Below are 23,614 nucleotides of genomic sequence, written 5' to 3'. Positions count from 1 at the left end.
ACAGTAGCAATGGCGCTTACGGGCACGCTAAAACAAAAACTTGATAGGCAGTATTGCGACTGCCTGTGATTCGGGTGTTGATCTGGAAAGGCTGCCGATTTGTCGGGGGTCGAAAGGGCTGGTTGTAGAGGTAAAAGCGCCTTGCCTCGATCGTGCGCGACACCGCTCGTGACGATGAGCCGTCGTTATACTTAAGATTCACTTCTGCCGTATAGCGCGAATTATTTTCAGGGATGAGTTTGGCAACATAACTGCTAAAACTCCTCCCTGTAGGCACCGCAAAATCAGTGTTGGCATTAGAGTTGTTGAGAGCAATGATCTGCCGAACTGCGCGTTGTCCGGTAGAAATTTCTCTGAGGTAAACGCAGGTTGCGGGCGCAGCGGGTAGTGCTTGTGCCTGCGTGGGTTGCAACATCACGGCTGCTGTCGCTACAGAAAGTCCGGTCGCAAGGGTTAAAAGCTTTTTCATGGTTGTGACTCCTCGAAATTACAAAACAGAAAATCAGTGCCTCCTAAGTTTTTGTTTAGGAAGCAGATCTAAGTAAACGTCAGTTCGACGAGTTTTCTCGCTTCGTTGTCAGCGGCTTCTGCCCCCTAAATCCCCCAGAATGGGGGACTTTGAACCGGAGATTTTGGCTTGAAGTCTCCCAAAATTGGGGGATTTAGGCAGCTCTCCGACTTCACAATCGAAGCGAACCACTTCTATCAAACTGACGTTAAGGAACAATCAACTACACTTCTGAACCAAAGTCTTCGCGCAGTTTGGTTTCTTGCTCGGTCGATAGGTTGGATTGAATCAATTCACCTTTTTCTTCGGGTGCAAAAGCGGCACTAACCTTGTCAACAGTCACCTGGCCCGTCAACAAAAACAGGGCAGAAGTGCCTTCCGTGACTTTGCTTTGCACATCTTGAATGAAATTGTCACTGATGCCATAGTCAGTAAACTTACCTGAAATCGCGCCTGCTGTGGCACCCACTATCACCCCTAATAAAGGAGCAAAAAACAGGAGACCAAACAACATTCCCCAGAATGCACCGCCCAGCGCACCCGCTCCAACCGTATTGAAGGCCTGGTTGGTTTTAGGGCTTTTCCGCCCCTGGGGCCAAGAGACGATCGCGGCATCTAAAACTTGCACGATCTGCTGTTTTTGTAAGTCTCCTAACTTCGTCAGCGCATTCTCTGCACCAGTAGCAGTATTGAATTTCCAGACGGTTAATGTTGACATGGTTTTCTCCTAGTTTAGTCGTCAAATGTTAATGAGTTGGTTTGCCTATATCAAACAGCTATCTAGATGTCAGATAGGCTTGCTATAGATCTCCATTACTCCAACCAAGCAAGCGAGAAACTTGAGCGGGTAAAGTAGAAGGATTGAACGGTTTTGTGATTGCTCCGGCAAATCCCATTTGCTGAAGCTGGTTTGAGGTAAACCAACTGGCTCTAGCAGTAATCAGCAAAATTGGAATAGATCGAGTCATTGAGTGTCGCTTCAGTTGCTCAATAAATATGAGGGCATCTGTTTCTGAAGTAGAAGCGTCCAGCAAAATGGCATCAGGGTAGGTAATCATACACAAATTAACGCCCTCTTGAATCGAGTCCGATAGAGTAACCCTCCAGCCCCCAAACTCGCTCAAAGAAGTGTGTAAAACTTCTCGGATGCTGGCTTCATGCTCAATCAATAGAATTGATTTAGTAGACATGAATAACCTGCCATTAGTGAGGACAGCCTTCACTGGAATGATTGTTTGAGAAGCTTTTGGAGCATTCCTTCAATCTGAAAATGACGATCGAGATCCAATTGCAGATCCTCCAAAGCTTGTCTGGCGATCGCGACCATAACCTGTGCAGATGCATAATCATGCTCGTGCAGCTTTTGTAAAGCTTCACTTAAAACATGGGTCGCAACTTCAACACGGCTAACTTTGGATAAGTCATCGCTGAACATGACGGAAGTAACTTTGTAAGTCACTGGGTTGATTTGTCTTTTAGATTAGACCAAAAAAATATGAAGCTGATATGAAAGAATGTTTTTATACTCTCCATCCCAGGATTCCGGCGACTTTTCTCCAAATGGTCATCGGGTCGAAGGGCTTTGTGATCACCCCTGCAACGTCTAAATCTGTTAATCGGCGGCGATCGTTGGGCAACACTTTAGCCGTTAACACAATCACTGGAATCTTCTGAGTTTTAGGATCTGCCTGAAGTTCTTCGCACATCTGAAAACCATCCATATCTGGCATTGAGATATCTAACAGAATGGCATCTAGGGTTTGAGTCTGGGCAATCTGCAAGCCTTCAACACCGGATGTAGCCGTGACCGTCAGCCAGCCTGCAAATTCTTCTAGCGATACCCGCACGACCTCGCGAATATCTTCTTCATCATCCACAATTAGAATCCGCTTAGTCACGTTCATTAGATCTCCTGCACGAATCTTCCCTCACCCTAGCCCTCTCCCCAACTACCGTGTATACATAAGTCCTTTCGCTTCGTTGTGAGCGGCTTCTGCCCCCTAAATCCCCTAAAATTGGGGGACTTTGAAACTGAGAGTCTGGGGTCAAAGTCTCCCAGAATGGGGATTTAGGGGGCAAATCCCCAGCCAATCCGAGCTTAAACAATTTGTGTACACACAGTAGCCCCAAGGAGAGGGAACAAGAGAGTTCTGGCTCCTTTCTCCTTGGGGTGAAGGGTTGGCGAGGGCTGTTCAGATTCATATAGGGTGTTCATTGTTCCCAGTCAAAGGCAACGTGAAGTAAAAGATGCTTTCTTTACCCAAACTGCTCTCTGCCCAAATTTGTCCGCCGTGTTGTTGCACAATTTTTTTGCAAATCGCCAATCCCAATCCGGTTCCCCCTTTTTCGCGAGAATCGGACATATCTACCTGCTGGAACTCTTCAAAAATCATTTCGAGTTTGTCTGGCGGAATGCCACGACCTTGGTCAGCGATCGAGAAAAGGAGGTAGGGAGTCGGGATAGAAATCGTTTTCCCATTCCCCATCCTCCGTTCTCCATTCTCCATTTCAGCCTTTAGCCAAACTGTATCGCCTGGAGATGAAAACTTGATAGCATTGCTCAACAGGTTGATCAGGGTTTGAAGAATGGCATCGGGGGCGACCCGAACGATGATCGAGAGGGAAGTGAGCGAAAGGGTAATGGCTGACTGATCGGCGATCGATTGAATGCTATCGACTGCCTGTTGCATCAGGTCAGTCAACTGGCAGCCCTCCATCGCAAGCTGAACTTTGCCCGACTCTAACCGTTCTAAACTGAGAATATCATCGACCAGACGCACGAGGCGCTCGCTGTTATTAATCGCAACTTGCAGCATGTGTTTGGCTTTTTCGGGTCGATCGTCGAAAACACCTGTGCCCAAAATGCCGAGAGCACCTCGAATCGAGGTTAATGGCGTGCGAAGTTCGTGGCTAATAATCGAAACAAACTCGTTTTTCATGCGTTCAATTTTCAGCCGATCGCGAATGTCTTGAATGTGTGCCACGACGTAGAGCAGTTGTCCATTGTGATCTCGAACGGGTGCTGCATTGACGAGCACTGGCACGATTGTTCCTCGTTTGGTGATATATCGTTTTTCTATTTGAAAAGAAGGGGTCTCACCTGACAGCATTTGCCGAAACCCCTCCAGATCTGTCTCTAGATCTGCTGGATGCGTAATATCCTGAAAATTCAGTTCTAATAGCTCTGCTTCGGGATATCCAACTATGTCACAATAGCAAGCATTCACTTTCCGAAACTGCCCTGTCGATGAAACCAGAGAAACCCCGATCGGGGCATCGTCAAACGCATTACGGAATAGTTCTTCACTGGCGCGTAGCGCTGCTTCAGTCTGTTTGCGCTCGGTAATGTCTACAAACCCCCCAATCACGCCTCTGACTTTGCCCTGCTCATCGAGCAATGGAGAGGCATAAGAGAGCAACTGAACCACGGTTCCGTCTAGACGCACAATGTCAACTACTTCATCCCTCACTTCAACGTTATGGGCTGCCGCATACTGCATCGGTAGGTTTTCGGCAGACAGTTCTTGACCCTCTCTATAGACTCGATAAGCGGGACGATCGTCAGCCGATGCACTGGGGGAAGCATTCTCGCCAAGAGGAACTTTCAGCAGTTCAGATAAGCAGGGATTGACGTGAGCGACTCGGCACTCTGGGTCTTCCCCGATTGCTACGCCAATGGGCAGCACCTCAAACAGGGTTTGTAGCTCGCTAACCCGGCGGGTCAGTTGCTGGTTAAGCTGCTGAATTTCGGCTTCGGCTTGTTTGCGATCGGTAATATCTTCTGCCAACCCCACAACTCGTAAAGGGTTTCCGTTCTCGTCGTGCACAACCAAAGATTCTGACTCAATCCACCGAACTTCGCCATCTGAGCAAGCGATGCGGTATTGGAGGCGCGCCTGGTTGCCAGAGAGTAACTGATTGAACCCCCACAAAACATACTCTAAATCTTCAGGATGAATCCGATCGAGCCAGGAGCTTGGATTTTGATAAAGGCTCTCGCAGGAGTAGCCCCATAGTTTTTCGTAAGACGGACTGATGTAGAGATACTGTCCTGTCGTGACAGATATCACATAGACTACCTGGTTGACAGTTTGAGCAATCTCCTGAAAACGAGCTTGACTTTCTTGCAGCGCAATCTCAGCCCGTTTGCGATCGCTAATATCCTCTACCGTACCCACCACTCGAACAATGGCTCCAGACTCGTCTCGCAGAGGGAATGCTTGCGATTGCAGCCAGCGTATTTCATCATTCGGGCAGATGAAACGATACTCTTCATTAAAGTTTTCGCCTTGATTTTCTCGCTGTAGCTTTTCTTGGATGCGATCGCGATCGTCGGGGTGAATATTGTCCAGCCAATGAGACATCCCTTGGTCGGAAGATTGGGGTGATGTTCCAATAATGGCTTCATAGGCAGGATTCACGTAGGAGTAGTGACAAGATGCTATTTCAAAAACAAAAAACCCCTCCTGCACGGTTTCTGCTAATTGCCGGAAGCGGTTTTCACTGGCTTGCAGAGCCGCTTCTGCTTGTTTGCGTTCGGTGATATCCCAGCCAACAGAATGGTATTCAATGAAGCGCCCTTGTTGATCGAAGATGGCTCGACAGTTCCACTGAGTCCAACGAATTTCTCCATGAGAGAAAGCCCGATTTTCAATGGTTACTGTAGGATTCTCTAAGCTCATAGAGTTGATCAGTTGAGCGACCCGATCTTGGTCTGCTGCAAAAATTACAGGCTGATAACGGCTCCCAACCGCCTTTTCTGGGTCTAGCCCAAAATAGCGACAGTAAGCTTCATTCACAAAGGTGATTGTGCCATCTGGCTGATATCGGCAGATCAGCTCTGTTTGATCTTCGATGATGCTGCGATAGCGGGCTTCGCTCAGTTGCAAAGCGGCTTCTATCTGGTTGCGTTGGGTCAAATCTCGAATCACGACTAGCACTTCGTCGGTGTCAAGCGGCACAATCCTGGCTTCTTGCCAGAGATACTGTCCTTCAACCCAGAGTGGAAACTCATAGACCTGGATTTCTCCGGTTTGCAAGGCTGTGATCGCAGCGGTCAGGCGCTGTTCTGCCGCTTCGAGTGGCAGAATATTGCGAATGTTTTCCCCTCTTCTTAAATTTGGAAAGGCGATCGGAAAAGCCTTTGTGGGCTTGAAGTCTAAGTAGGTTCCATCTCGATGCATCCGAATGATTAAATCTGGTAAGGCATTCAGAATGGTGCGATTGAGGGTTTCGCTCTGTCTCAGCGTCTCTTCTGCTTGTTTGCGATCGGTGATATCTACGACCACTCCATGCCAAGCAGTCGCACCGTTCTGTCGCCGCTCAGGTTGAGAATTGCCTTGTAGCCATTTAATCTGACCAGACGGAGGAATAATGCGCCACTGGTGACTAAATAGATTGAGGGTTTGCATACTCTCGCTCACTGCATCCCGATAACTGCCCTGATCATCAGGATGGATGGCATTCAATAATATGCTGGCATCTTGCAAAATTTGCTCTGCATCTACTTCATGAATGATCTCTACTGCTGAACTCATGTATTCAAACCAGGTATGTCCCGTCGGTTCTTGCACAAGTGTGTAGATGTTACCCGGTGATAGTTGATTGTATTGATGCAACCATTGTTCAGTTTTATGCAGTTGTTCTTCAATTTGTTTGCGATCGCTAATATCCCTGCCAATGCCCAGCACATAGATTTCGCTGTTGATTTCAATCAGTTCGGCAGATAACAGTACCGTTTTAATTTGTCCCGATCGAGTCTGGCTATGCACTTCCAGATTACGGACACAACCGTTCTGCTGCAACACTTCGTGGAAATGGGCACGATCGTCCAGGTCGCCCCAAATTCCGAGATCCAGAAACCGCTGCCCGATCAACTCCTCACGCGAATATTCCAGCACATCCAAAAAGCTTTCGTTGGCTTCTACACAGCGTTCTTCTGCCAACGTTGAAAGGGCAATTAGGTCAGGGCTGGAGTGAAAGATGATGGTGAATTTTTCCTCTGATTCTGCCAGGGCTGTTTTGATGCGATCGAAAGACTGTTGCAGTTGGTCTGCCATTTGGTTAAATGTCTGCGCCAGACTGTTTAACTCGTAGATTGGGGTATTGGTGGGCAAGCGTTGATTGAGATTGCCTGCTGCCAGTTCTCGACTAACCCGATTTAATTGGGCAAAGCGGGCGGTGAGATAGTGGGCAGTGAGCAGCCCCAGCGAGATCGCCGCGCCGAGAGTCAGCAGAGAGAATAAAACTGTTATGTACGTATTGTCCTGAATGGCTGCCATGAAATGGGACTTCGGAATTACCGTCACAACTTGCAAATTCAGCCCGTACTGATCTTGAAAGGGCGTGATTTTGACGTTTTGCAGTTCACCTTTGTAACTAAATTCTAGGTATTGGGGTTTATCTAGAGATCTCAACGTGCCTGGGCGATCGCGCAAATATTCACCTAGCGATCGCGTCAAATCATCCCGACTTTGATCAAGGGTTAGTTGCTTAAGCTGTTTGTGAACGCCTGTTCCAGCCCCGACTTTATAGAGTTTCTCTTGTAGAGACGTGGCGATCAGGGCACCGCCTTGATCGGTGATCATGACTCGACCAAAGCGGCTGATATCCAAGCGCTGGAGAACCTTACTCAAATAATCTAGCTGAGTATGGACTGTGAAAACTCCCAACAGGCGCTTCGTGATGGGATCATAAACAGGTTGGGAGGTGTTTAAGGTTAGCGCTTCCAAAGAACCATACTGAGAAATCGGTGCCCATCCAGGCTGACCCGTTTTGACGGCTCGTTTATACCAGGGGCGATCATGAATATCCAGACCATTTTCAGTGTAGACAAGTTGCCCCCGTTTGCCCTGGTTGTCTAGACGGTAAACCAGCATTTTGTCTGGACGAGGGGGATCGGCAACGACCAAATGCAACTCTGGCAATCGTTCAACCACTCTAAACGTGCCTTGCGGATTAGCAAATAGAACCGCCGATACCTGATCAAATTGCTGCAACCGATTAAACAAAGCAGCTTCCAGGGCTGGAACATCTTGGGGATCAATCTGCCCCTGATTGACGGCATCGACATTCAACCGATTAATCAATAGGGGTGTTTGCAGATAGGTCTTGAGTTCTTGTGTCACCCGCTCGTTTGTCTCTGCAACTAATCGCTGCCCCAAATCAGCCACAGACTCTTGTCCACTCCGGTAAGATAGGTAACCCACTAGTGCCACCGCTGCCACCGTTTGCAACACAAAGGGAACTACTAGTACCTCATGCAGAGGGACGTTTGCTATCAAGCGGCGGAGGGTTTGGGGCAGGGCGATCGGCATGAAGAATGCTTAACGCTAAGAGAATAAACAACTTATATCAGACTGAATCGGTATCTCAAACCAAGTTGCAGCCCGATACGTCACTCATTATCGGTTTAGCTAACTCGTGCTTCAACTCCTCCAGCAATTGACACAACTGATCTGCTAATCGCGTTTTCTGGCTCGACTCGTTTTCTAACAAGCGTTCAATGGCTTGTGCGACCTCCGAAGCTTTGACATAGCCAAACGTTCCTAACCCTCCTGCCAGTTTGTGCGCTTCTGTTTGCGCGGCTTGGCGTTGCTTCAAACTAAAATTGCCTGCTTGCAACGATCGCTCCGCTGTTTCTAACACGGTGAATCGCTGCTCTAGCGATACGTGAAATCGCTCGGCAATTTGCTGAATTGCCATCACGCCCCGCTGCTCTCTAGCCTGCCCGTGATCCCAATCTACTGCCAAAACTGGGTGCGAGGCAATTTCTCCCTGATCTCTTGCTGTCTCTTTATCCTTGCGCCCCAGTGTCTTCCTATCCTCTATTGGTGCTGCTTTTAACCGATATCCCAACCCATATACTGTCTCAATCATGTCAGTCACCATGCCTGAAGACTTCAACCGTTGTCGCAAGTCTTTAATCAAATTGGTGACAGAACCTTCAACCGGAGTTTCCTCCATCGACCACAGGTGATCAATAATGTTACTGCGGCTGAGGATACGTTGAGGAGGGCGAAGAAATAGTTCTAGTAGGCTATATTCTTTGGGTCGGAGGGCGATCGGTTCGTGATTGTAAGTAACCTGAGCCAAAGCGGGATCAAGGCAAAGTAGTTCCCAGGTCAACACGGGGGCCGATGCAGCATTTCCCCCACGCCGCAAAAGTGCTCGCACTCGCGCTAGTAGCTGAGAGGGGGCACAAGACTTGGCTACATAGTCATCGGCACCCGCATCTAGTCCGGCAATGACATCTTCGTCTGCGTCTTTTGTGGTTAGCATCAAAATTGGAGTTTGACAGCCCTGAGCGCGGAGGCGACGGCAAACTTCAATTCCATTTAACGTGGGGATCAAAACATCTAAGAGAATCAGGTCGTAACTCCATTGGGTTGCCAGTTCTAGCCCGACTGATCCATCTGCGATCGTATCCACAGCATAACGATGAGCAGAGAGCGTTGCGGAGATCAATTCACTAGTCGGTTGATCGTCTTCTATAAAAAGGATCTTCATTGCGAACTCTCTCCGGCGAACCTTGCCTAATTTGAAATAAAGAGCGTTCTGCCCGATGATCATCGATCGGGTGAGACTTGCGGATGGTCGAGAAGATATTACCACTCCCGTACTCTATCACACAAGGGAATTCAACCCCTTGCAGAGGTAAAAATGGTTACCTTGATGCTTGAGAGATAGCCGTCCTAAATGAATGGTGGGATGGGCATCTTGCCCGTACAGGCTAGAAGCCTATCCCAGTCTGACAACTGAAATAGGATTGCTATCGCTACTCAACTGCTTGTGAACGCTCAACAGTGCTGGGTTCGCTAAAACCGTTTTCCATGACAACTTGTTGAGGAATGCCAATTTGGATGTGGTTGCGATCGAAGTCAATTTTGAGACGACGACGCAATTCTCGCGCAGTGTTCCACTGTTTGAGCGGAGCGGTTTTAATCAAGATTCGGATCACGATTCCAGTATGGGAAATCTGCTCAACCCCAAACAATTCGTGGGTATCCAGGATCACAGATTGCCATGCTGGATCTTGTGCCATACGATCGACCGTTTCGCGAACTACGGCGAGGGCGCGATCGACATCAGTGTTATAAGCGACTTCAATGCGAAAATCGGTGCGGGCCCAAGTGCGTGACCTGTTTTCCACCTTGGCGATTAAGCTATTGGGTAGAGTAATCAAATTACCTTCGTCACTGCGAATCTGAGTAACCCGCAGGTTCAGATTTTCCACCATTCCAGAGATATCGGCAACTCTGATATTGTCTCCAATCCGAAACTGATCTTCGAGCAAAATCAGGAAGCCATTGACGAGATCTTTGACCAGACTTTGTGCTGCGAACGAAACTGCCAGTGCAAGCAACGCCCCTAACGTCAGAACCGAACCTGGCACTAAGTTCAACCATTGGAGCACCCAAAGGATCGCGACCATGTAAACCACAACCATTTTTAACCCTTTGACCACGTTGGCGATCGTGGCGATCCGTTGCAGATTCGCTTCAGTCAAAGATTGTTCCTGCTCCCGATTTTGGATGAACTGATCAACGAGCAAATCGGTCAGCCGATTCGTTAACCCCGTTACAAACCAGGTGATCAAAATCACAATAGGAATCGTAACAACCTTTTTAGCAAACTGGCGCGTTTGGGGAAAGGCATTGAGACTGTAAGCAACCCCAACCACCCAGATCAGGGCGATCGCCCAAAACAGAAACCATTGCAAAAACTGAACCATTTGCAGTCGTCGCTGTAGGCTGAAATGATGGCGCAGTCCTTGAAACAGTTGCAGCCCTTGATTTGTATCCGATGGTTCTACAGCAAGTTCTGGAATGTGAAGCTCGTGGGCGTGAATCATTGCAGACTCTGCTACCTGGTGTTGCTCAAGTTGTTGTCTGCGTCGGCTAAAAAATGCCCACGCCGTCCCTAACACCAGCGTCAATAGCAAGGTTGCAACCAAGACTTTGATCACTGTAGAAACTTGTTGCTGCAAGGCTTCGGGTTGGCGTAGTTCTAGCGCCTGCCGGAGTTCTCGCTCTAGAATCTCTTTCCATCGGGTTGCCAATAGGTCTTTGCTGATTGAAGCATATTGAGCATCTGTATCGGTCACTGTTAGCAAAACCTTTGCTTCAGACAAGGTGGCATCTTTGACAGATAAAACAGGCAGCCCATTCACGGTTTCGCTCAAAACCTGGAATGTGTTGGGGTTCAGCACCTCCTTGTCCGACAATCCATTACCAGTGACCAGTTGTTCCAGATTGCGTTCTATCTGCGTGGCGCGAACTTCGACGGGAACCTGGCTACCGGGTTCGCTGCGATTGAGCACAGCCGGAGAAGCAATTCTAAACAATTCTTTCCCGTCTAGGCGCACCTCAGTAGATTCTAGGGTGCCTCGCCGTTCGACCCCGTTGGGAAGGGGCTGTGTTCCGCTTGGGGTCGTCAAGGATGGCAATTGCCCCAGGGGGATCGATCGGGCGATCGCGGGATTCATCAACACAATGAGTATCGCGATGCTGCACGCAATGAATGGGCGCAGCAGACGGGTTCTTTTCCATTGACGGTTGAACATAGATGCGATCGCTGTAGCCATAACTGGACGCTAAAAATTTGACTGACAACTTGCTTTGTTACCCGTTCTTGGAAACCAAAGCGGCTAGGTTCCCTGGATGCGCCCCTGTCCCGATTTTACGAGCCGCTGAAGTTGCTGACTTTCGAGTTCTAGAATTCGTCGGGCAAAATCAGGGTCATGGTCAAGCAGATCATCAAAGGCATCGACTGAGATTGCCAAAATGCGCGTCTTTTCACTATCCGCAATGATAGTATTTTCTGAGTTGCTGTGGGTTAAAACCTCTAGCTCATCCAACGTTTGTCCAGGATGGAGGCGTTCAACTCGAACCCCATCTGCAAGTTGATAGTGAATGCTGGCATCGCCTTCGAGCAACAGCAACAATTCTCGACAGGTATCGCCTGCTTCTGTGATTACGTCGCCTGTTGAGTAAGTTTTCACCTCAGCCCGATCGCCCAGAGCCATCAGAGTTTCGGTTTGGATGCGATGAAAGAAGTCACTGTTAAACAAATACACCAATTTCTCTAGCGTTGGAAATGCCGTTAGAGGCGGTGAAGGCGGCAGGGATAGCAGTTGTTCTGCGGTTTCTCGTATGAGTGGATGTGACTCGTAGCGCAGTTCGGGAGCAATTGTCTGAACACGTTCTGAATCGAGTTGAGCAATCAAATAGAGCGCAGCCGCTTTAACCAAAGGATTGTAGTGCTGTAGCAGGATTTCTAAATAGCTCAAAGTCTCTTGAGTAGAGAATTCTAGAGAATTAGTGAGGGGTTCTTCGGGTTGCGTCAGAGACTGAACAATCTCTGGATGTAGGTGATTTTGCCAATGCTCACGGTTTAAATAGTCTGCTACAAGTTGGGGCGATCGCTGCTTTAGAGACTGAGCGATCGCAATCGCGTTTGGGTTGTCTTGTAGGGTCGTTAGCGTTTCCAAAAGCGATCGCACAATCAATTCTTGTTTGCGTTGTACGCTTTCTCTCAATAGTGTTAACACCGCTTGATGTTCATGGAGTGTGAGATGACTAAATGCACGATCGCAAGCCACCCATTCTGATAATCGAGCCAACAGAACTTCAGCTTTTTGAACTTCGCCTACCTCAGGAGCAAACCCACTCGAAATCCAGTCTTCTTCTTGTTGCGTAATTGAATACTCGCGGCGCAAAGAGCGAATTGTAGCGGAATCTTGTTGAGATGGATCAAACGTCGCCAAGTCAGGCTGTCTTTGTTGTAGTCGCATCAACCGCTCCAGTGATTTTTGGTAGCCGCTTAATCGGATCTGATTTTCTAAAGTCCGTTGGTGGTGTGGGTTGAGCAACTCTGCGTCTTCAATGCCCAATTCTTCTAGCACTTCGCGATGTTCATCATCAGGAATGCCCAACTCTTGACGCATTTGTTGCAACACTTCCAAACTACTAGAAGTGTTGACGTAGCCTTCTTCTAACGCTTCTCGCACCACTCCTTTGTATGCCTCGTGCCGTTTTTCACGAGTGAAACCGGGAAGCACTTTTGCTAACACATAGACTTCATTAGCGTGGAGGTCATCTAGAGAACGACCCTCTAAAAACTGGGAAACGTCTAGCTGCAATTTCTCTAACTGTTTGCGGAATCGACTTGCCAAACTTTCACGAGAATAGAGATCTGGATTGCGTCGCCAAGTTTGTTGCAGCCACAGGGTACTCAGGAAAACAATGCTCACATCAAACCCAAACTGCACCCACAGCGGCGTTAACCGGAGTAGGGGACGACCTGCAAAGAAGAAAAAAAAGTTAAAAATTCCGAACGTGCAAATGGCAAAAATCCGATGCCGAACCGTGTCGGGATTCATTGCATGATGCTGACGACTATAGGATTTTGCGCGTTTCTCAATGAATTTGCCAATGATATACCCGATCGCTGTAGATCCACCTAGCACCAATGGAACAGCAAACAACTTAGGAATATTAATGACATTCCCAAACACATATAGTCCAGGATTCATCAGGGCTGCAAGTTGATTGGGGTCACGATTCCAGATGCCCGAAAAGTAATAATTCCAGTTGCCCGCGTATAGATAGTAGTAAACAAAATAGCCAATTACTAAACCCACGTAGCCATATCGAATCAACGATTCTTCGGGCTTGTTCAATTCATCCCAGTAGGTTCTCTCAGAGTCGATATCAAAACAAGGACTTTGACAAGCAACACAAGCACTTTGCTCGTTGCCATCCGGTAACACTGTGCGGCACATAGATTGAGTAATCCGTTGTTCGCTCACATGGGCCTTACTCCCCAGCAAGCCCCTGGGTTCACTAAAAATTGTCTGAACAGGTGCCATTGGGCAGAAGTATTGGCACCACGACTTACCGCCATAAAAGTATCCAACTGCAATTGCGGCGGCGATCGTGAACAATAACCACAGCCCTAATATCAAACGATCGGCATTGAAAAATAGAATTCGCCCACACAATCCTACAAACAGCCAGCCAAATTGCACGTATGAATAGTTCCTGCCCAGCCACGAATCAGATTTGACTTTTGCCAACTCGTAGCGCACCTTTCCAGTTTTTTTATTTTCCCGTTTGAACTGTCGTTGCCAACCCAAAGCGCGAGGAATTTGAGATAGAAATGATAGGGGACAGATCCGCCGCCACAGTTCATGTCCAAACACCAGCAAAATGAGGATTCCCGATGGAACGATCGCGCCCCAAAACAGGGTAGCTCCTAATGGGTAAGGCTGTTCAACCAAACAGTTGCCCTGCACCTGCACACACTCACCAGAGATCCGCAGCGGACTCCAAGGATGATCTGGCTCGGTTAATGCCGCAGTCCAGGGATCGTAAAACAGAGAGGCGATCACAAGCAGCCACCCGATCGTCAGTATCCAGCGAACCCAGTGCATTTGACGTTCTGGCAGTTGTGCAAACATAGATAAATTTTTTCTGAGTAGTTTTTTACTTCATAATCTTACTCGTTCAGATAGTTGCATTCCAAACAATCTAGCGCTATAGTCTAATTATTCGAGAATCTCGAACTAGTGAACGATGGAATTTAGAGTAGCTCTAGTAAACACGCTAGAAAACCCTTTTTAGACTACCCGCTAGATTACTAGTCTGATTGAGATCACAACAAACCTACGTCGTGATCCCATTCATTCATAGTCACTAACATTAACGCCTATTCACCCTCTCCTACAAGGTTTTTATGGATCTCTTCACTCCAATTCAGCTAGGATATTATACGCTTCCTAATCGCGTCATTATGGCACCCTTAACTCGCTGCCGTGCCGGGGCAGGAAACGTTCCCACTGCTTTAAACGTCAATTATTATGCTCAACGGGCATCGGCTGGGCTAATCATTAGCGAAGCCAGCCAGGTTTCTCAGCAAGGGATGGGCTACCCGGCGACTCCCGGCATTCACTCGTCAGAGCAGATTGCTGGCTGGAAACTTGTCACCGAGGCTGTCCATCAACAGGGCGGACGAATTTTTCTGCAATTGTGGCACGTTGGCAGAAGTTCTCACTCCTCATTTCAGCCTGGTGGAGCCTTGCCCGTTGCACCCAGCGCGATCGCGATTGATGGCGAGTTGCTCACCTACGAAGGCATGAAGCCTTATGAGACTCCTCGCGCTTTAGAACGGCATGAAATTTCTGGCATTGTCGAACAATTTCGTCAGGGGGCGGAAAACGCACTAGAAGCGGGCTTTGATGGCGTTGAAATTCACGGGGCAAATGGCTATTTGTTGGATCAATTTTTACGAGATGGGGCAAACAAACGCACCGATGATTATGGTGGCTCGATCGAGAACCGTGCCCGGTTACATTTAGAAGTCACTGAAGCGGTTGTGGGAGTTTGGGGAAACAATCGGGTCGGAATTCGTCTCTCGCCCAGCAGCACATTTAACAGTATGTCTGACTCAAACCCCGAAGCCACGTTTGGCTATGTAGTTGAACAACTGAATCATTTTGACCTGGCATATCTGCACTTATTAGAACCCAGCGAATCGGATTTGAGACACGGAGGACAAGCCGTTCCGACTGCTTATTTTCGTCCGATTTACCAGGGCAATTTGATGGCAAACTGGGACTATGACCAAGCAAAAGCCAATGCCGCGATCGCAAGTGGCAATGCCGATCTGATCTCATTTGGCAAAGCGTTTATTGCAAACCCAGATTTACCAGAGCGATTTAAGCTTAACGCGCCTTTAAATCCACCCAATCCCGACACGTTTTATGGCGGAGGTGAACAAGGTTATACCGATTATCCAACGCTCAAAGAGCTTCAACTCGCTTAAACAAATTTGTTCAACTTACAGCAGGAGACTCTTAACATGATTGAGCTTTATTATTGGACAACGCCAAACGGTCACAAAATCACGATGTTTTTAGAAGAGGCTGAACTGCCTTATACGATCGTGCCAATCAACATTGGAGCGGGTGATCAGTTTAAGCCTGAGTTTCTCAAAATTTCGCCTAACAATCGAATTCCAGCCATTGTCGATCACGAACCTACTGGAGGAGGCGATCCAATCTCGGTGTTTGAGTCAGGAGCAATCTTACTCTATCTCGCAGAAAAGACCGGAAAGCTGATTCCTGCTGATCTGCGAGGTCGGGTAGAGGCCTTGCAATGGTTGTTTTGGCAGATGGGCGGGTTAGGCCCAATGGCAGGACAAAATCATCACTTCAATCAATATGCACCCGAAAAAATTCCTTACGCGATCGACCGATACGTCAACGAGACAGGACGGTTGTATGCAGTGCTGAATCAGCGACTAGCCGATCGTGAATTTGTGGCAGGTGAGTATTCGATCGCCGATATCGCCGCCTATCCGTGGATTGTTCCTTACGATCGCCAAGGGCAAAAATTAGAAGGTTTCCCCCACCTCAAACGCTGGTTTGAAGCCATTCAATCTCGCTCTGCGACGATTCGCGCTTATGAGCAAGCCGACGCGTTTAAGACTCAGCAGATGGACCTTGAGAAGTCTCGATCGCTGCTGTTTAATCAATCGGCGACCACCGTTCAAAAATAGGCATTGCTGAATAAAGAAATGATTTGCCCTGTCTCCCCAGCCCTCCCACAAGGGCGAGAGGCAGGGTGGTTTCATTCCTAGGTTTCTGCAATCACAATTTTGAGAGAGCCTCAACGAAGGAATCAGGAGCCTGTACTATTCTTTTCTTGTATGAAACCACCCTGCTCCCACAAGGGCGAGAGGGGAGCAAGAGCCTAATTTTCTCCCTTCTCCCTGGATGGGAGAAGGGCTGGCGAGGGCTTCGCCCCACTTCGTGAGGAGGGTAGAGCAGGTTTTTACGTCTCATCAGAAAAGTGGGTTAGAAACCCCGTCGTTCTACGACGGCTTTACAAGTACATTTGAACGATCTATAGTTTGAGCGGGAGGGACGATAACCAAGTTTCTCCCGCCCATACCGAGGGGCATCCGGGAACGCGGGTTAAAGCGGAAAGTCTGTGGAGCGAACATAAGACCAAAAAACCTTAGAGGTGGAGGCAGTTGCAATGAAGCAGAAATCTAAATCGCGAGGTTTGGAGAATCACCGCTCCTTCAGGACGGTGAGTATGTCAATGACTTCTCTTCAATGACAATGAAACTGCCCTGCCCAAATTGGGGGACTTTGAACCGGAAATTTTGGCTTGAAGTCTACCAAAAATGAGGGATTTAGGTAGCTCTCCCGAATTCACAACCGGAGCAAACCACTTCTGTCGAACTGACGTTAAATTAAATAATGTTGGTTACTTGCAACGTCAATGGGCACGGCAGGGCCATGCCCGTACGCAAATTCTGGTCTTACATTTAATTCACAATCTTAAGGTGATGAGTGTAAAAGCGATCGAACACTTTGTTGGATCGGTCAGCCAGGCAAGGTTGTGACTAAGTTCGAGGTTGCTGCTGCTCAATGCCGTTAGCTAACCTTAATGAAATGTCATCCCACACTCAAGCACAATTTCCTCATGTCATCTGATCTTTCCGATCGCAAACCCGCTAATGCCCGATCGCACTTACTTGATAATGAGACGATCGCTGCCTGGGTTTTTCTGTCTCCGGCACTGATTTTGCTGGGCGTGTTTGTGCTGTATCCGATCGCTTATCTAGGCTATCTGAGCTTCACGACTGGCAGCTTTACCAGAGCGGGGGTGCGCTGGGTAGGGTTGCGAAACTATTGGCGGCTGTTGGTCAGTCCTGATTTTTGGCAGGTCTTGGGCAACACGGCTTATTTTACGATCGCGACCGTGATCCCCAGTGTGGTCATTCCGTTGGGGTTGGCGGTATTGCTCGATCGATCCTTCGCTTTGAGAGGGTTGCTCAGAGCCGCTTATTTTATTCCATCGATTACGTCACTCGTGGCGGCGGGGCTAGGATTTCGCTGGCTGTTTCAAACCGATGGAGTCGTGAACGATTGGTTAGGCGCGATCGGAATCGCCCCGATCGCGTGGCTGCAAGATACAGCGTGGGCAATGCCCGTCTTGATTTTGTTGAGCATCTGGAAGCAGTTGGGATTCAACCTGGTAGTCTTTCTGGCAGGATTGCAAACCATTCCAGTCAGTCGCTATGAGGCAGCAGAATTGGACGGGGCAGACGCGCGGCAAAAATTTTGGTATGTGACGCTGCCCGGTTTGCGTCCGACGATCGTGTTTGCGGTGGTCACAACTGCGATTTTTACGCTTCGCAGCTTTGAGCAGGTCTACGTGATTACAGGGGGTGGGCCGCTCAACTCGACCAATCTGCTGGTTTATTATGTCTATGACCAGGCATTTGCTCAGTTCGATTTTGGATATGCGGCGGCAGCGGCAACGGTTTTGCTGGCTGTGACGCTGATATTGGTTTATTGGCAGCTACGATCAGGCGAAGAAACATAGGGACAAAAGGCATTTGCCCCTACGAAATCTCTTTGTTAGTTTTCGGTAGGAAATGTCCGTCTAAATTCGTCGATCAGGTCGTCCATTTCTTCTAATGCCTGATTGACATCAATGCGTAAAACCCCTAAATCGGGCTGTTCTAGTAGACGCAGCAATGACTCGCGTTTTCCTTCAATCAATTTGATCCGTTCTTTGATGGTTTCGGCTTCCATAATGCTCCGCGATTGGCTCCCCAAATGTTGCTAATAGTTAAGCTTTAACAATTCTAATCAGCTTCGGGGTGAAGTGGTCGCAAGAATTCGCTTTAAAAGAAATGGGTAGCAGACGATCGAGACCCATCTACTACCCATTTCTAAATATTGATTTGCTCAGAAGCCTTGACGAGATACCAGTTTCTCAACTGTGGCTTGGGTTTGATGTAACAACTGTTCGCGGCTATCGGCAGTGTTGGTGAGTTTGGGCATTAGGTTGCGAGCTTGCAGCGCCATATGCAGTTGAAGGTGGGCGACATATTCGCTGAAGTCTTCTCGAAGGGCAGGGTTGGGCGTTTGGTTTGAGCGCGATTCCAAAGTGTTCTCCTCTCCTAAATGCTGCATTCGTTGATTCACTTCCCTGAAATTATCACAGACCCGATCGTCCTCGAAGTAGTTCGTAATGAACTTTAATCATTCGTAAGGAGGAGTGGAGGGAAGATTTTTTGAGGGTTGAGATGGGGTTTGCGATCGATGCGAACCCTATGTTATGCTCTCAGAGGCGATTGGGTCAGTAGCAAATCATTGCTTCGATCTGATTGATTTTAAGAAACGGGGGTTTAGCTCAGTGGTAGAGCGCTTGCTCGACAAGCAAGATGTCACTGGTTCAAGTCCAGTAACCCCCATCGCGAAACTTGCAAAATGGGCGACAAAATGGTTGTAGGGGGAGCGCCCCCGTGCCTACCCCTGCTGTATGGAGGGATTGCCCCTACCCAAATCTTTCTATCCAGCAATGCCGAAATTTTTAAACCTGAGATGAAGCCGGGTGCAGTGGGTACTCTGAGTTCAAGATTGCCGGAAAGGTAATTCTGCTCACTTGCGAAGTCCGATCGCTTCCTAGTTTTTGCAGAGATTGAAGAAGAATGACGCGAAGTTCACAGAGTCTCTAAAGAAATTTACAGACTCTTCACGCTTTAAGTGTGTTTGCTCACTAACTCATGACCCATAACTAGATTAGCGTTTATACCTAGCTCCCCACCCTTCATCTTTGATGCTTTTTATGCAGAGCGTTTCAGCTACAATTCCGTTTGTTGACCTCTTGGCTCAACATCAGCCGCTTCAAGACCAGATTGAGCAGGCAATTAGAGACGTAATGCAACGGGGCGATTATGTCTTAGGTCAAGCCCTGAGAGAGTTTGAGCAAGCATTTGCGGCGGTCTGTCGATCGCACCACGGCATCGGGGTTGCCTGCGGAACTGACGCGATCGCCCTCGGACTGCAAGCCTGTGGCATTGGCAAAGGGGATGAAGTGATTTTGCCCGCCAACACGTTTATCGCCACGCTGATTGGGGTGCTGCGGTCAGGAGCGACTCCGGTTTTGGTTGACTGCGAGGCTAAAACAGCCCTGATTGACCTCGCAGCAGCCGAAAAAGCGATTACGCCCAAAACTCGCGCCATTGTTCCAGTGCATCTTTATGGGCAGATGGTGTCGCCCAGCCTTTTGCTCAATCTCGCTCACACTTACGACTTGATGATTTTTGAAGACGCGGCTCAAGCCCACTTAGCCGAGCGAGAAGGCTATCGAGCCGGATCGATCGGCGTTGCTGCCGCCTTTAGTTTCTATCCGGCTAAGAATTTGGGCGCTTTGGGCGATGGGGGCATGGTCATCACCCACGATGAAAGCGTTGCTCAGAAACTCCGATCGCTACGAAACTATGGGGCACCCCGCAAATATTTCCACACCGATCAAGGCACAAACAGCCGTCTAGACACGATTCAAGCGGCGGTGTTAAACGTGAAGTTGCCTTATCTGGCGGGTTGGAACCGTGATCGCGTCTACATTGCCGACCAATACAATACTCTCCTCAAACCACTGCACGCGCACGGGATTTTGCCGATTCAGAACCAGTGTGGGAAAGGACACGCCTATCATCTTTATGTAATCAGAGTAGTGACAGAAAATCGTGACGGCTTGCCTGTTTGTGCGCTCGATCGCGAGGCTCTGCAAGCGCAATTTGCCCAGCAAGCGATTCAAACCGGAATTCACTACCCGCTGCCGTGTCACCTTCAGCCAGCGTTTCAAGAGTTGGGCTATCGAGCGGGCGATTTTCCGATCGCTGAAACCTTGTGTCAAGAGATCTTGTCTCTACCGATGTATCCAGGGTTGAGTGACCTGCAAATTCACCGGATCGTAGATGTCCTAGAAGCTTCTTTAATCGTTCAGTCAGCCCTCAAGATTTCAGCGTAACGTTATGCGAATCCGTCTTTCTTCTAAACTCGTCGATCGCTATTGGAGCAACGCTGCCCTGATTGGTTTATTGACGCTGCTCTATGCCCCAATTCTGCTGCATTGGGTTGATGGCTGGCTTCGCAAAAGCATTAGCATCGAGCACGAATATTTTAGTCACGGTGTGATCGGATTGCCTTTTGCGGCTTATGTCGCCTGGATCAATCGCAAACGGTGGCAACGACTGATTGAGCCGAGTCAGCCGACGATCGGGTTAGAAAAATTCATCGGCGCACTCCTGCTGCTAGTCGCTGGAATTTTCTATCTAAGTGGCTTGCCCGATTTTGTCAACCTGTCTCTCCCAATTTTGCTGACGGGGATTTGCCTGTGGCTCAAAGGATTACCTGGCTTAAAGCTCCAAAGCTTTGCACTGCTGCTCGTGTTTCTGGCAACGCCGAGCGAGATTCCTTATTTGATTGCGCCTTATACATTGCCCCTGCAAAGTTTCATCGCAGGCACGGCTGGGTTTATTCTCAATCAACTGGGTTTGAATGTCACCGTTGAGCAAATCTATCTCTACGTCAACGGGCAAATTGTCGAAGTAGCGCCCTACTGCGCGGGGCTAAAGATGTTATTCACTAGTTTATATGTGGCGTTGATGCTGCTTTATTGGACAGATTTGCTGCGATCGCGCCTGATCTCAATCCTGTTTCTCGGCTGCACTGTGATCATTAGCGTCACGGCTAACATCCTTCGCAACACCCTCCTGACTTACTTTCACGGCACTGGTCAAGATCAGGCCTTTGGCTGGCTACACGAAGGTTGGGGCGGCGATGTCTATTCTGCCCTGATGTTGGGCTTGCTCGTCGTGCTTGTGAGCCTGCTTGATAAACATTTTTCTCCGGCTTAAGCTGCAATCCTCTTTTAATTTTGGCGATGATCATGTCCTTCAAATCTCTGCATCTTCAATGGTCTAAGGTTTCGCTGCTCTTGCTGCTGCTGATTTTGGTCGCGATCGGAGCAGTCCCCGGTTATCTATCAGGCAAGTGGCGTTGGGCAGAACCTCCCAAGGTGGCGACCTTATCTCAATTGACTAAGCTGCGTCAGGTCGGATTAGCCGTGCCGGGGTGGCAGATCGTCGATCGTCAAACTCCGCAGGTTGGAGAGCACAAATGGTTGATGCAAGAGATGGTCGGTGCCAAGCAAAACAAGGCGATTTTGCTATTGTTTCCGCAAAAGGGCAACCGAGAACAGCCCGAAGTCGAGTGGAGCGATGTCAATGGCTTTCAAAGTTGGGAAACTGACTCCGATCGTCAAATTGAATTCACGGTGTCTGAACCCGCTACTAAAGTGACGGCGCAATTTTTTCGAGGTTTGACTAAACCAAAACCGGGCAGCCTTCAAGCCATTCGCCGACAGACCTACGCCGTGCTGCAATGGTATGCATGGTCAACGGGCGGACACCCAGCACCGAGTCAGTGGTTTTTTGCCGATCGCGCCGCTCAGTGGCAAAATCGTCGCATTCCCTGGGTGGCAGTCAGCGTTTTGATGCCGATCGAGCCACTGGATACGATCGATCAGCACTGGTCAGAAGTGGAATCATTTGCTCAAAGCGTTCAATCAACTCTGATGTCAGGGGTTTTGAAGCCTTAGTGTGAACTTAAATCGTCGCTCTGAAGTGTGAGAGATACAATAGCAACATCTTTAAGGGCATGGCATTACCATTTAATCCGCGATCTTTTGACCGTCTGGAACTGATGGTCTAAAAATTTCATCACAGGATTTAAGTTAATGTCAGTTCGATGAGTTTTTTCGCTTCGTTGTTAGCGGCTTCTGCCCCCTAAATCCCCCCAAAATTGGAACTTAAATCCTGGGCTTGAAGTCCTTCAGAATGGCGGATTTAGGGGGCAGATCGGATTTGCAACCGCAGCGAAAAGCTTCATCGAATTCACGTTAAGTCAACGATCGTTTACCTATCCCATCCCGCATGACCCCGATCGCCCTGATTCGTCAGTTTACAGCTTTGTCTCTTGCAGGCGTTTATGCCACCTCTGTGCCCGTTGCAATTTTGCTGTGGACGATTGCAGGTCAGTCTCCTCAAGCCGCTCTCAGTCAAACCCCACTTCCTCCGACCACCCAACCGTCAACGCCTCCGACTGCGATTGATTTAGTTGAGCAAGCTAGACAGCGACTGCGCGATCGCGGAGAGCTTCCTAACCCATCTGCACCGTCTTCTAAACCTGTGGCTCCGATCGTTCAACCGCCTCCGATCGTTCAACCCGTTCCAACCGCACCCACGACCCCAAGCTCATTTAATCTCTATCGCTTAGGAGCCGGAGATGCGGTTGGCGTAGTCGTTCAGAGATTTCCAGATTTAAACTTTCAGGCAGTTATCGATCAAGACGGCAATATCACTACGCCTCTGTTGGGCAAAGTCGCGCTTCAGGGGTTGACGATCGAGCAAGCTCAAGAAAAAGTCCGTCAAGGTGTCAATCGATTTGTGATTGACCCGATCGTCCTATTGGCACTAACGAATCAGCGCCCAGTGCTGGTGACGCTCACCGGAGAAATTACCCGACCGGGCGTGTATCCGCTCCAAGCACCGAGCCGGATCTCTTCTGCATTGCTCACGGCGGGAGGAGCGACCCAAATGGCAGACCTGCGATCAGTGATTGTGCGCCGTACTTTGAGCGATGGCTCGACTTTAGAAGAAACCCTGAATCTGATCGCCCCGCTTAAAAATGGCACCGCTCTGCCCGATCTGCGGCTACAAGATGGTGATGTCGTGGTGGTTTCCAGATTAGCGCCGGGGGCAGAAAAAGACTACGATCGCGGGTTGGTGGCTCGATCTACACTGGTGAAACCTCAGATCTCAGTTCGAGTTTTAAGCTATGCCAGAGGCGGGTTAGGTAATGTCACGCTTCCCAGTGGCAGCACCTTTTTAGACGCACTTACCGCCGCCGCCGTCAACCCCGATGCGTCCGACTTGCGAAGAATTGCCCTAATTCGATTTGACCCAGTGCAGCAAAAAGCTGTTTCACGAGAAATCGACGGCAAAAAGGTGATCATGGGAGATATGGCTCAAAACATTGCGCTCGAAGACAATGATGTGATTGTGATCGGTCGCAATTTAGTGGGAAGAGTTACCTATGCCCTCAACGTGTTCACTCAACCTTTTCGAGATGTTTTAGGCTTCCTATTATTTTTTAGAGAACTGGGTAACGGTGCCAGTAATCTCTTCGGCCCGACTAACAACCGAAATTAGTCCATTGTCCACTGAACTCAC

Annotated in this window: 18 protein-coding genes and 1 tRNA gene; 8 read left to right on the top strand and 11 right to left on the bottom strand. The window is 48.8% G+C overall.

All coding sequences use genetic code 11. From position 1 onward, the window contains the following. Nucleotides 1-16: 16 nt before the first annotated feature. The 9 genes from BRW63_RS00765 to BRW63_RS00725 all read right to left on the bottom strand — a co-directional run bounded on the left by BRW63_RS00765 (nucleotide 17) and on the right by BRW63_RS00725 (nucleotide 13,970). Nucleotides 17-469: a hypothetical protein gene (locus tag BRW63_RS00765; protein ID WP_073069004.1), complete on the bottom strand. Its 453-nt coding sequence runs from the start codon at nucleotides 467-469 to the stop codon at nucleotides 17-19. Nucleotides 470-731: 262 nt separating this feature from the next. After that, nucleotides 732-1,226: a DUF1269 domain-containing protein gene (locus BRW63_RS00760; protein ID WP_073069003.1), complete on the bottom strand. Its 495-nt coding sequence runs from the start codon at nucleotides 1,224-1,226 to the stop codon at nucleotides 732-734. A gap of 82 nt (nucleotides 1,227-1,308) precedes the next feature. Continuing rightward, complete coding sequence (locus BRW63_RS00755; RefSeq protein WP_073069002.1) at nucleotides 1,309-1,698, bottom strand: response regulator; 390 nt, start codon at nucleotides 1,696-1,698, stop codon at nucleotides 1,309-1,311. Nucleotides 1,699-1,727: 29 nt separating this feature from the next. Next, on the bottom strand, nucleotides 1,728-1,943 hold the full coding sequence (locus BRW63_RS00750; RefSeq protein WP_073069001.1) for a hypothetical protein: 216 nt from the start codon (nucleotides 1,941-1,943) through the stop codon (nucleotides 1,728-1,730). A gap of 85 nt (nucleotides 1,944-2,028) precedes the next feature. Further along, a complete protein-coding gene (locus BRW63_RS00745) occupies nucleotides 2,029-2,412 on the bottom strand; it encodes a response regulator (RefSeq protein ID WP_317615773.1) in 384 nt (127 codons plus the stop codon). A 294-nt stretch (nucleotides 2,413-2,706) separates the two neighbouring features. Next, nucleotides 2,707-7,824 carry a PAS domain S-box protein gene (locus BRW63_RS00740; protein WP_073069000.1) on the bottom strand — a complete coding sequence of 1,706 codons (5,118 nt, stop codon included), beginning with the start codon at nucleotides 7,822-7,824 and terminating at the stop codon, nucleotides 2,707-2,709. A 55-nt stretch (nucleotides 7,825-7,879) separates the two neighbouring features. After that, nucleotides 7,880-9,016, bottom strand: coding sequence for a response regulator (locus tag BRW63_RS00735; protein WP_073068999.1), 1,137 nt, complete (start codon nucleotides 9,014-9,016; stop codon nucleotides 7,880-7,882). A gap of 268 nt (nucleotides 9,017-9,284) precedes the next feature. Continuing rightward, nucleotides 9,285-11,093 (bottom strand): mechanosensitive ion channel family protein, encoded by a 1,809-nt coding sequence (locus tag BRW63_RS00730; protein ID WP_073068998.1) that lies wholly within the window; start codon nucleotides 11,091-11,093, stop codon nucleotides 9,285-9,287. 63 nt (nucleotides 11,094-11,156) lie between these two features. Then, nucleotides 11,157-13,970: a cyclic nucleotide-binding domain-containing protein gene (locus tag BRW63_RS00725; protein ID WP_073068997.1), complete on the bottom strand. Its 2,814-nt coding sequence runs from the start codon at nucleotides 13,968-13,970 to the stop codon at nucleotides 11,157-11,159. Between the two features lie 275 nt (nucleotides 13,971-14,245). On the opposite strand from BRW63_RS00725, the gene BRW63_RS00720 reads away from it, so the two are divergent. From BRW63_RS00720 to BRW63_RS00710, 3 genes are all read left to right on the top strand, one after another. Beyond that, nucleotides 14,246-15,334, top strand: coding sequence for an alkene reductase (locus BRW63_RS00720; RefSeq protein WP_073068996.1), 1,089 nt, complete (start codon nucleotides 14,246-14,248; stop codon nucleotides 15,332-15,334). A 36-nt stretch (nucleotides 15,335-15,370) separates the two neighbouring features. Next, nucleotides 15,371-16,069 (top strand): glutathione binding-like protein, encoded by a 699-nt coding sequence (locus BRW63_RS00715; RefSeq protein WP_073068995.1) that lies wholly within the window; start codon nucleotides 15,371-15,373, stop codon nucleotides 16,067-16,069. Between the two features lie 935 nt (nucleotides 16,070-17,004). Next, nucleotides 17,005-17,910 carry a carbohydrate ABC transporter permease gene (locus BRW63_RS00710; protein ID WP_073068994.1) on the top strand — a complete coding sequence of 302 codons (906 nt, stop codon included), beginning with the start codon at nucleotides 17,005-17,007 and terminating at the stop codon, nucleotides 17,908-17,910. Between the two features lie 35 nt (nucleotides 17,911-17,945). Here BRW63_RS00710 and BRW63_RS28015 read toward each other — a convergent pair whose 3' ends face one another. Next, entirely contained in the window at nucleotides 17,946-18,122 is a 177-nt protein-coding gene (locus BRW63_RS28015) for a hypothetical protein (protein ID WP_181314304.1), read from the bottom strand. 156 nt (nucleotides 18,123-18,278) lie between these two features. Continuing rightward, a complete protein-coding gene (locus tag BRW63_RS00705; RefSeq protein ID WP_106253888.1) occupies nucleotides 18,279-18,479 on the bottom strand; it encodes a hypothetical protein in 201 nt (66 codons plus the stop codon). A gap of 236 nt (nucleotides 18,480-18,715) precedes the next feature. Here BRW63_RS00705 and BRW63_RS00700 point away from each other — a divergent pair. The 5 genes from BRW63_RS00700 to BRW63_RS00680 all read left to right on the top strand — a co-directional run bounded on the left by BRW63_RS00700 (nucleotide 18,716) and on the right by BRW63_RS00680 (nucleotide 23,593). Then, nucleotides 18,716-18,787: transfer RNA gene (locus tag BRW63_RS00700), tRNA-Val, on the top strand. A gap of 374 nt (nucleotides 18,788-19,161) precedes the next feature. After that, the gene (locus BRW63_RS00695) at nucleotides 19,162-20,349 is read left to right on the top strand and encodes a DegT/DnrJ/EryC1/StrS family aminotransferase (RefSeq protein WP_073068992.1); all 1,188 of its coding nucleotides are present in this window, start codon (nucleotides 19,162-19,164) and stop codon (nucleotides 20,347-20,349) included. A 4-nt stretch (nucleotides 20,350-20,353) separates the two neighbouring features. Continuing rightward, the gene (gene crtB / locus BRW63_RS00690) at nucleotides 20,354-21,238 is read left to right on the top strand and encodes a cyanoexosortase B (protein ID WP_073068991.1); all 885 of its coding nucleotides are present in this window, start codon (nucleotides 20,354-20,356) and stop codon (nucleotides 21,236-21,238) included. A 32-nt stretch (nucleotides 21,239-21,270) separates the two neighbouring features. Next, nucleotides 21,271-21,981, top strand: a complete 711-nt coding sequence (locus BRW63_RS00685; protein ID WP_219898263.1) for a cyanoexosortase B system-associated protein — start codon at nucleotides 21,271-21,273, stop codon at nucleotides 21,979-21,981. A 334-nt stretch (nucleotides 21,982-22,315) separates the two neighbouring features. Further along, nucleotides 22,316-23,593 (top strand): polysaccharide biosynthesis/export family protein, encoded by a 1,278-nt coding sequence (locus BRW63_RS00680; RefSeq protein ID WP_083582591.1) that lies wholly within the window; start codon nucleotides 22,316-22,318, stop codon nucleotides 23,591-23,593. The last annotated feature ends 21 nt before the right edge of the window (nucleotides 23,594-23,614 follow it).

It is taken from the genome of Phormidesmis priestleyi ULC007, assembly GCF_001895925.1.
Classification (GTDB): Bacteria; Cyanobacteriota; Cyanobacteriia; order Leptolyngbyales; family Leptolyngbyaceae; genus Phormidesmis_A; species Phormidesmis_A priestleyi_A.
Note: the sequence above shows the minus strand (reverse complement) of the source record. Positions and strands in the feature narration are given on the sequence as shown.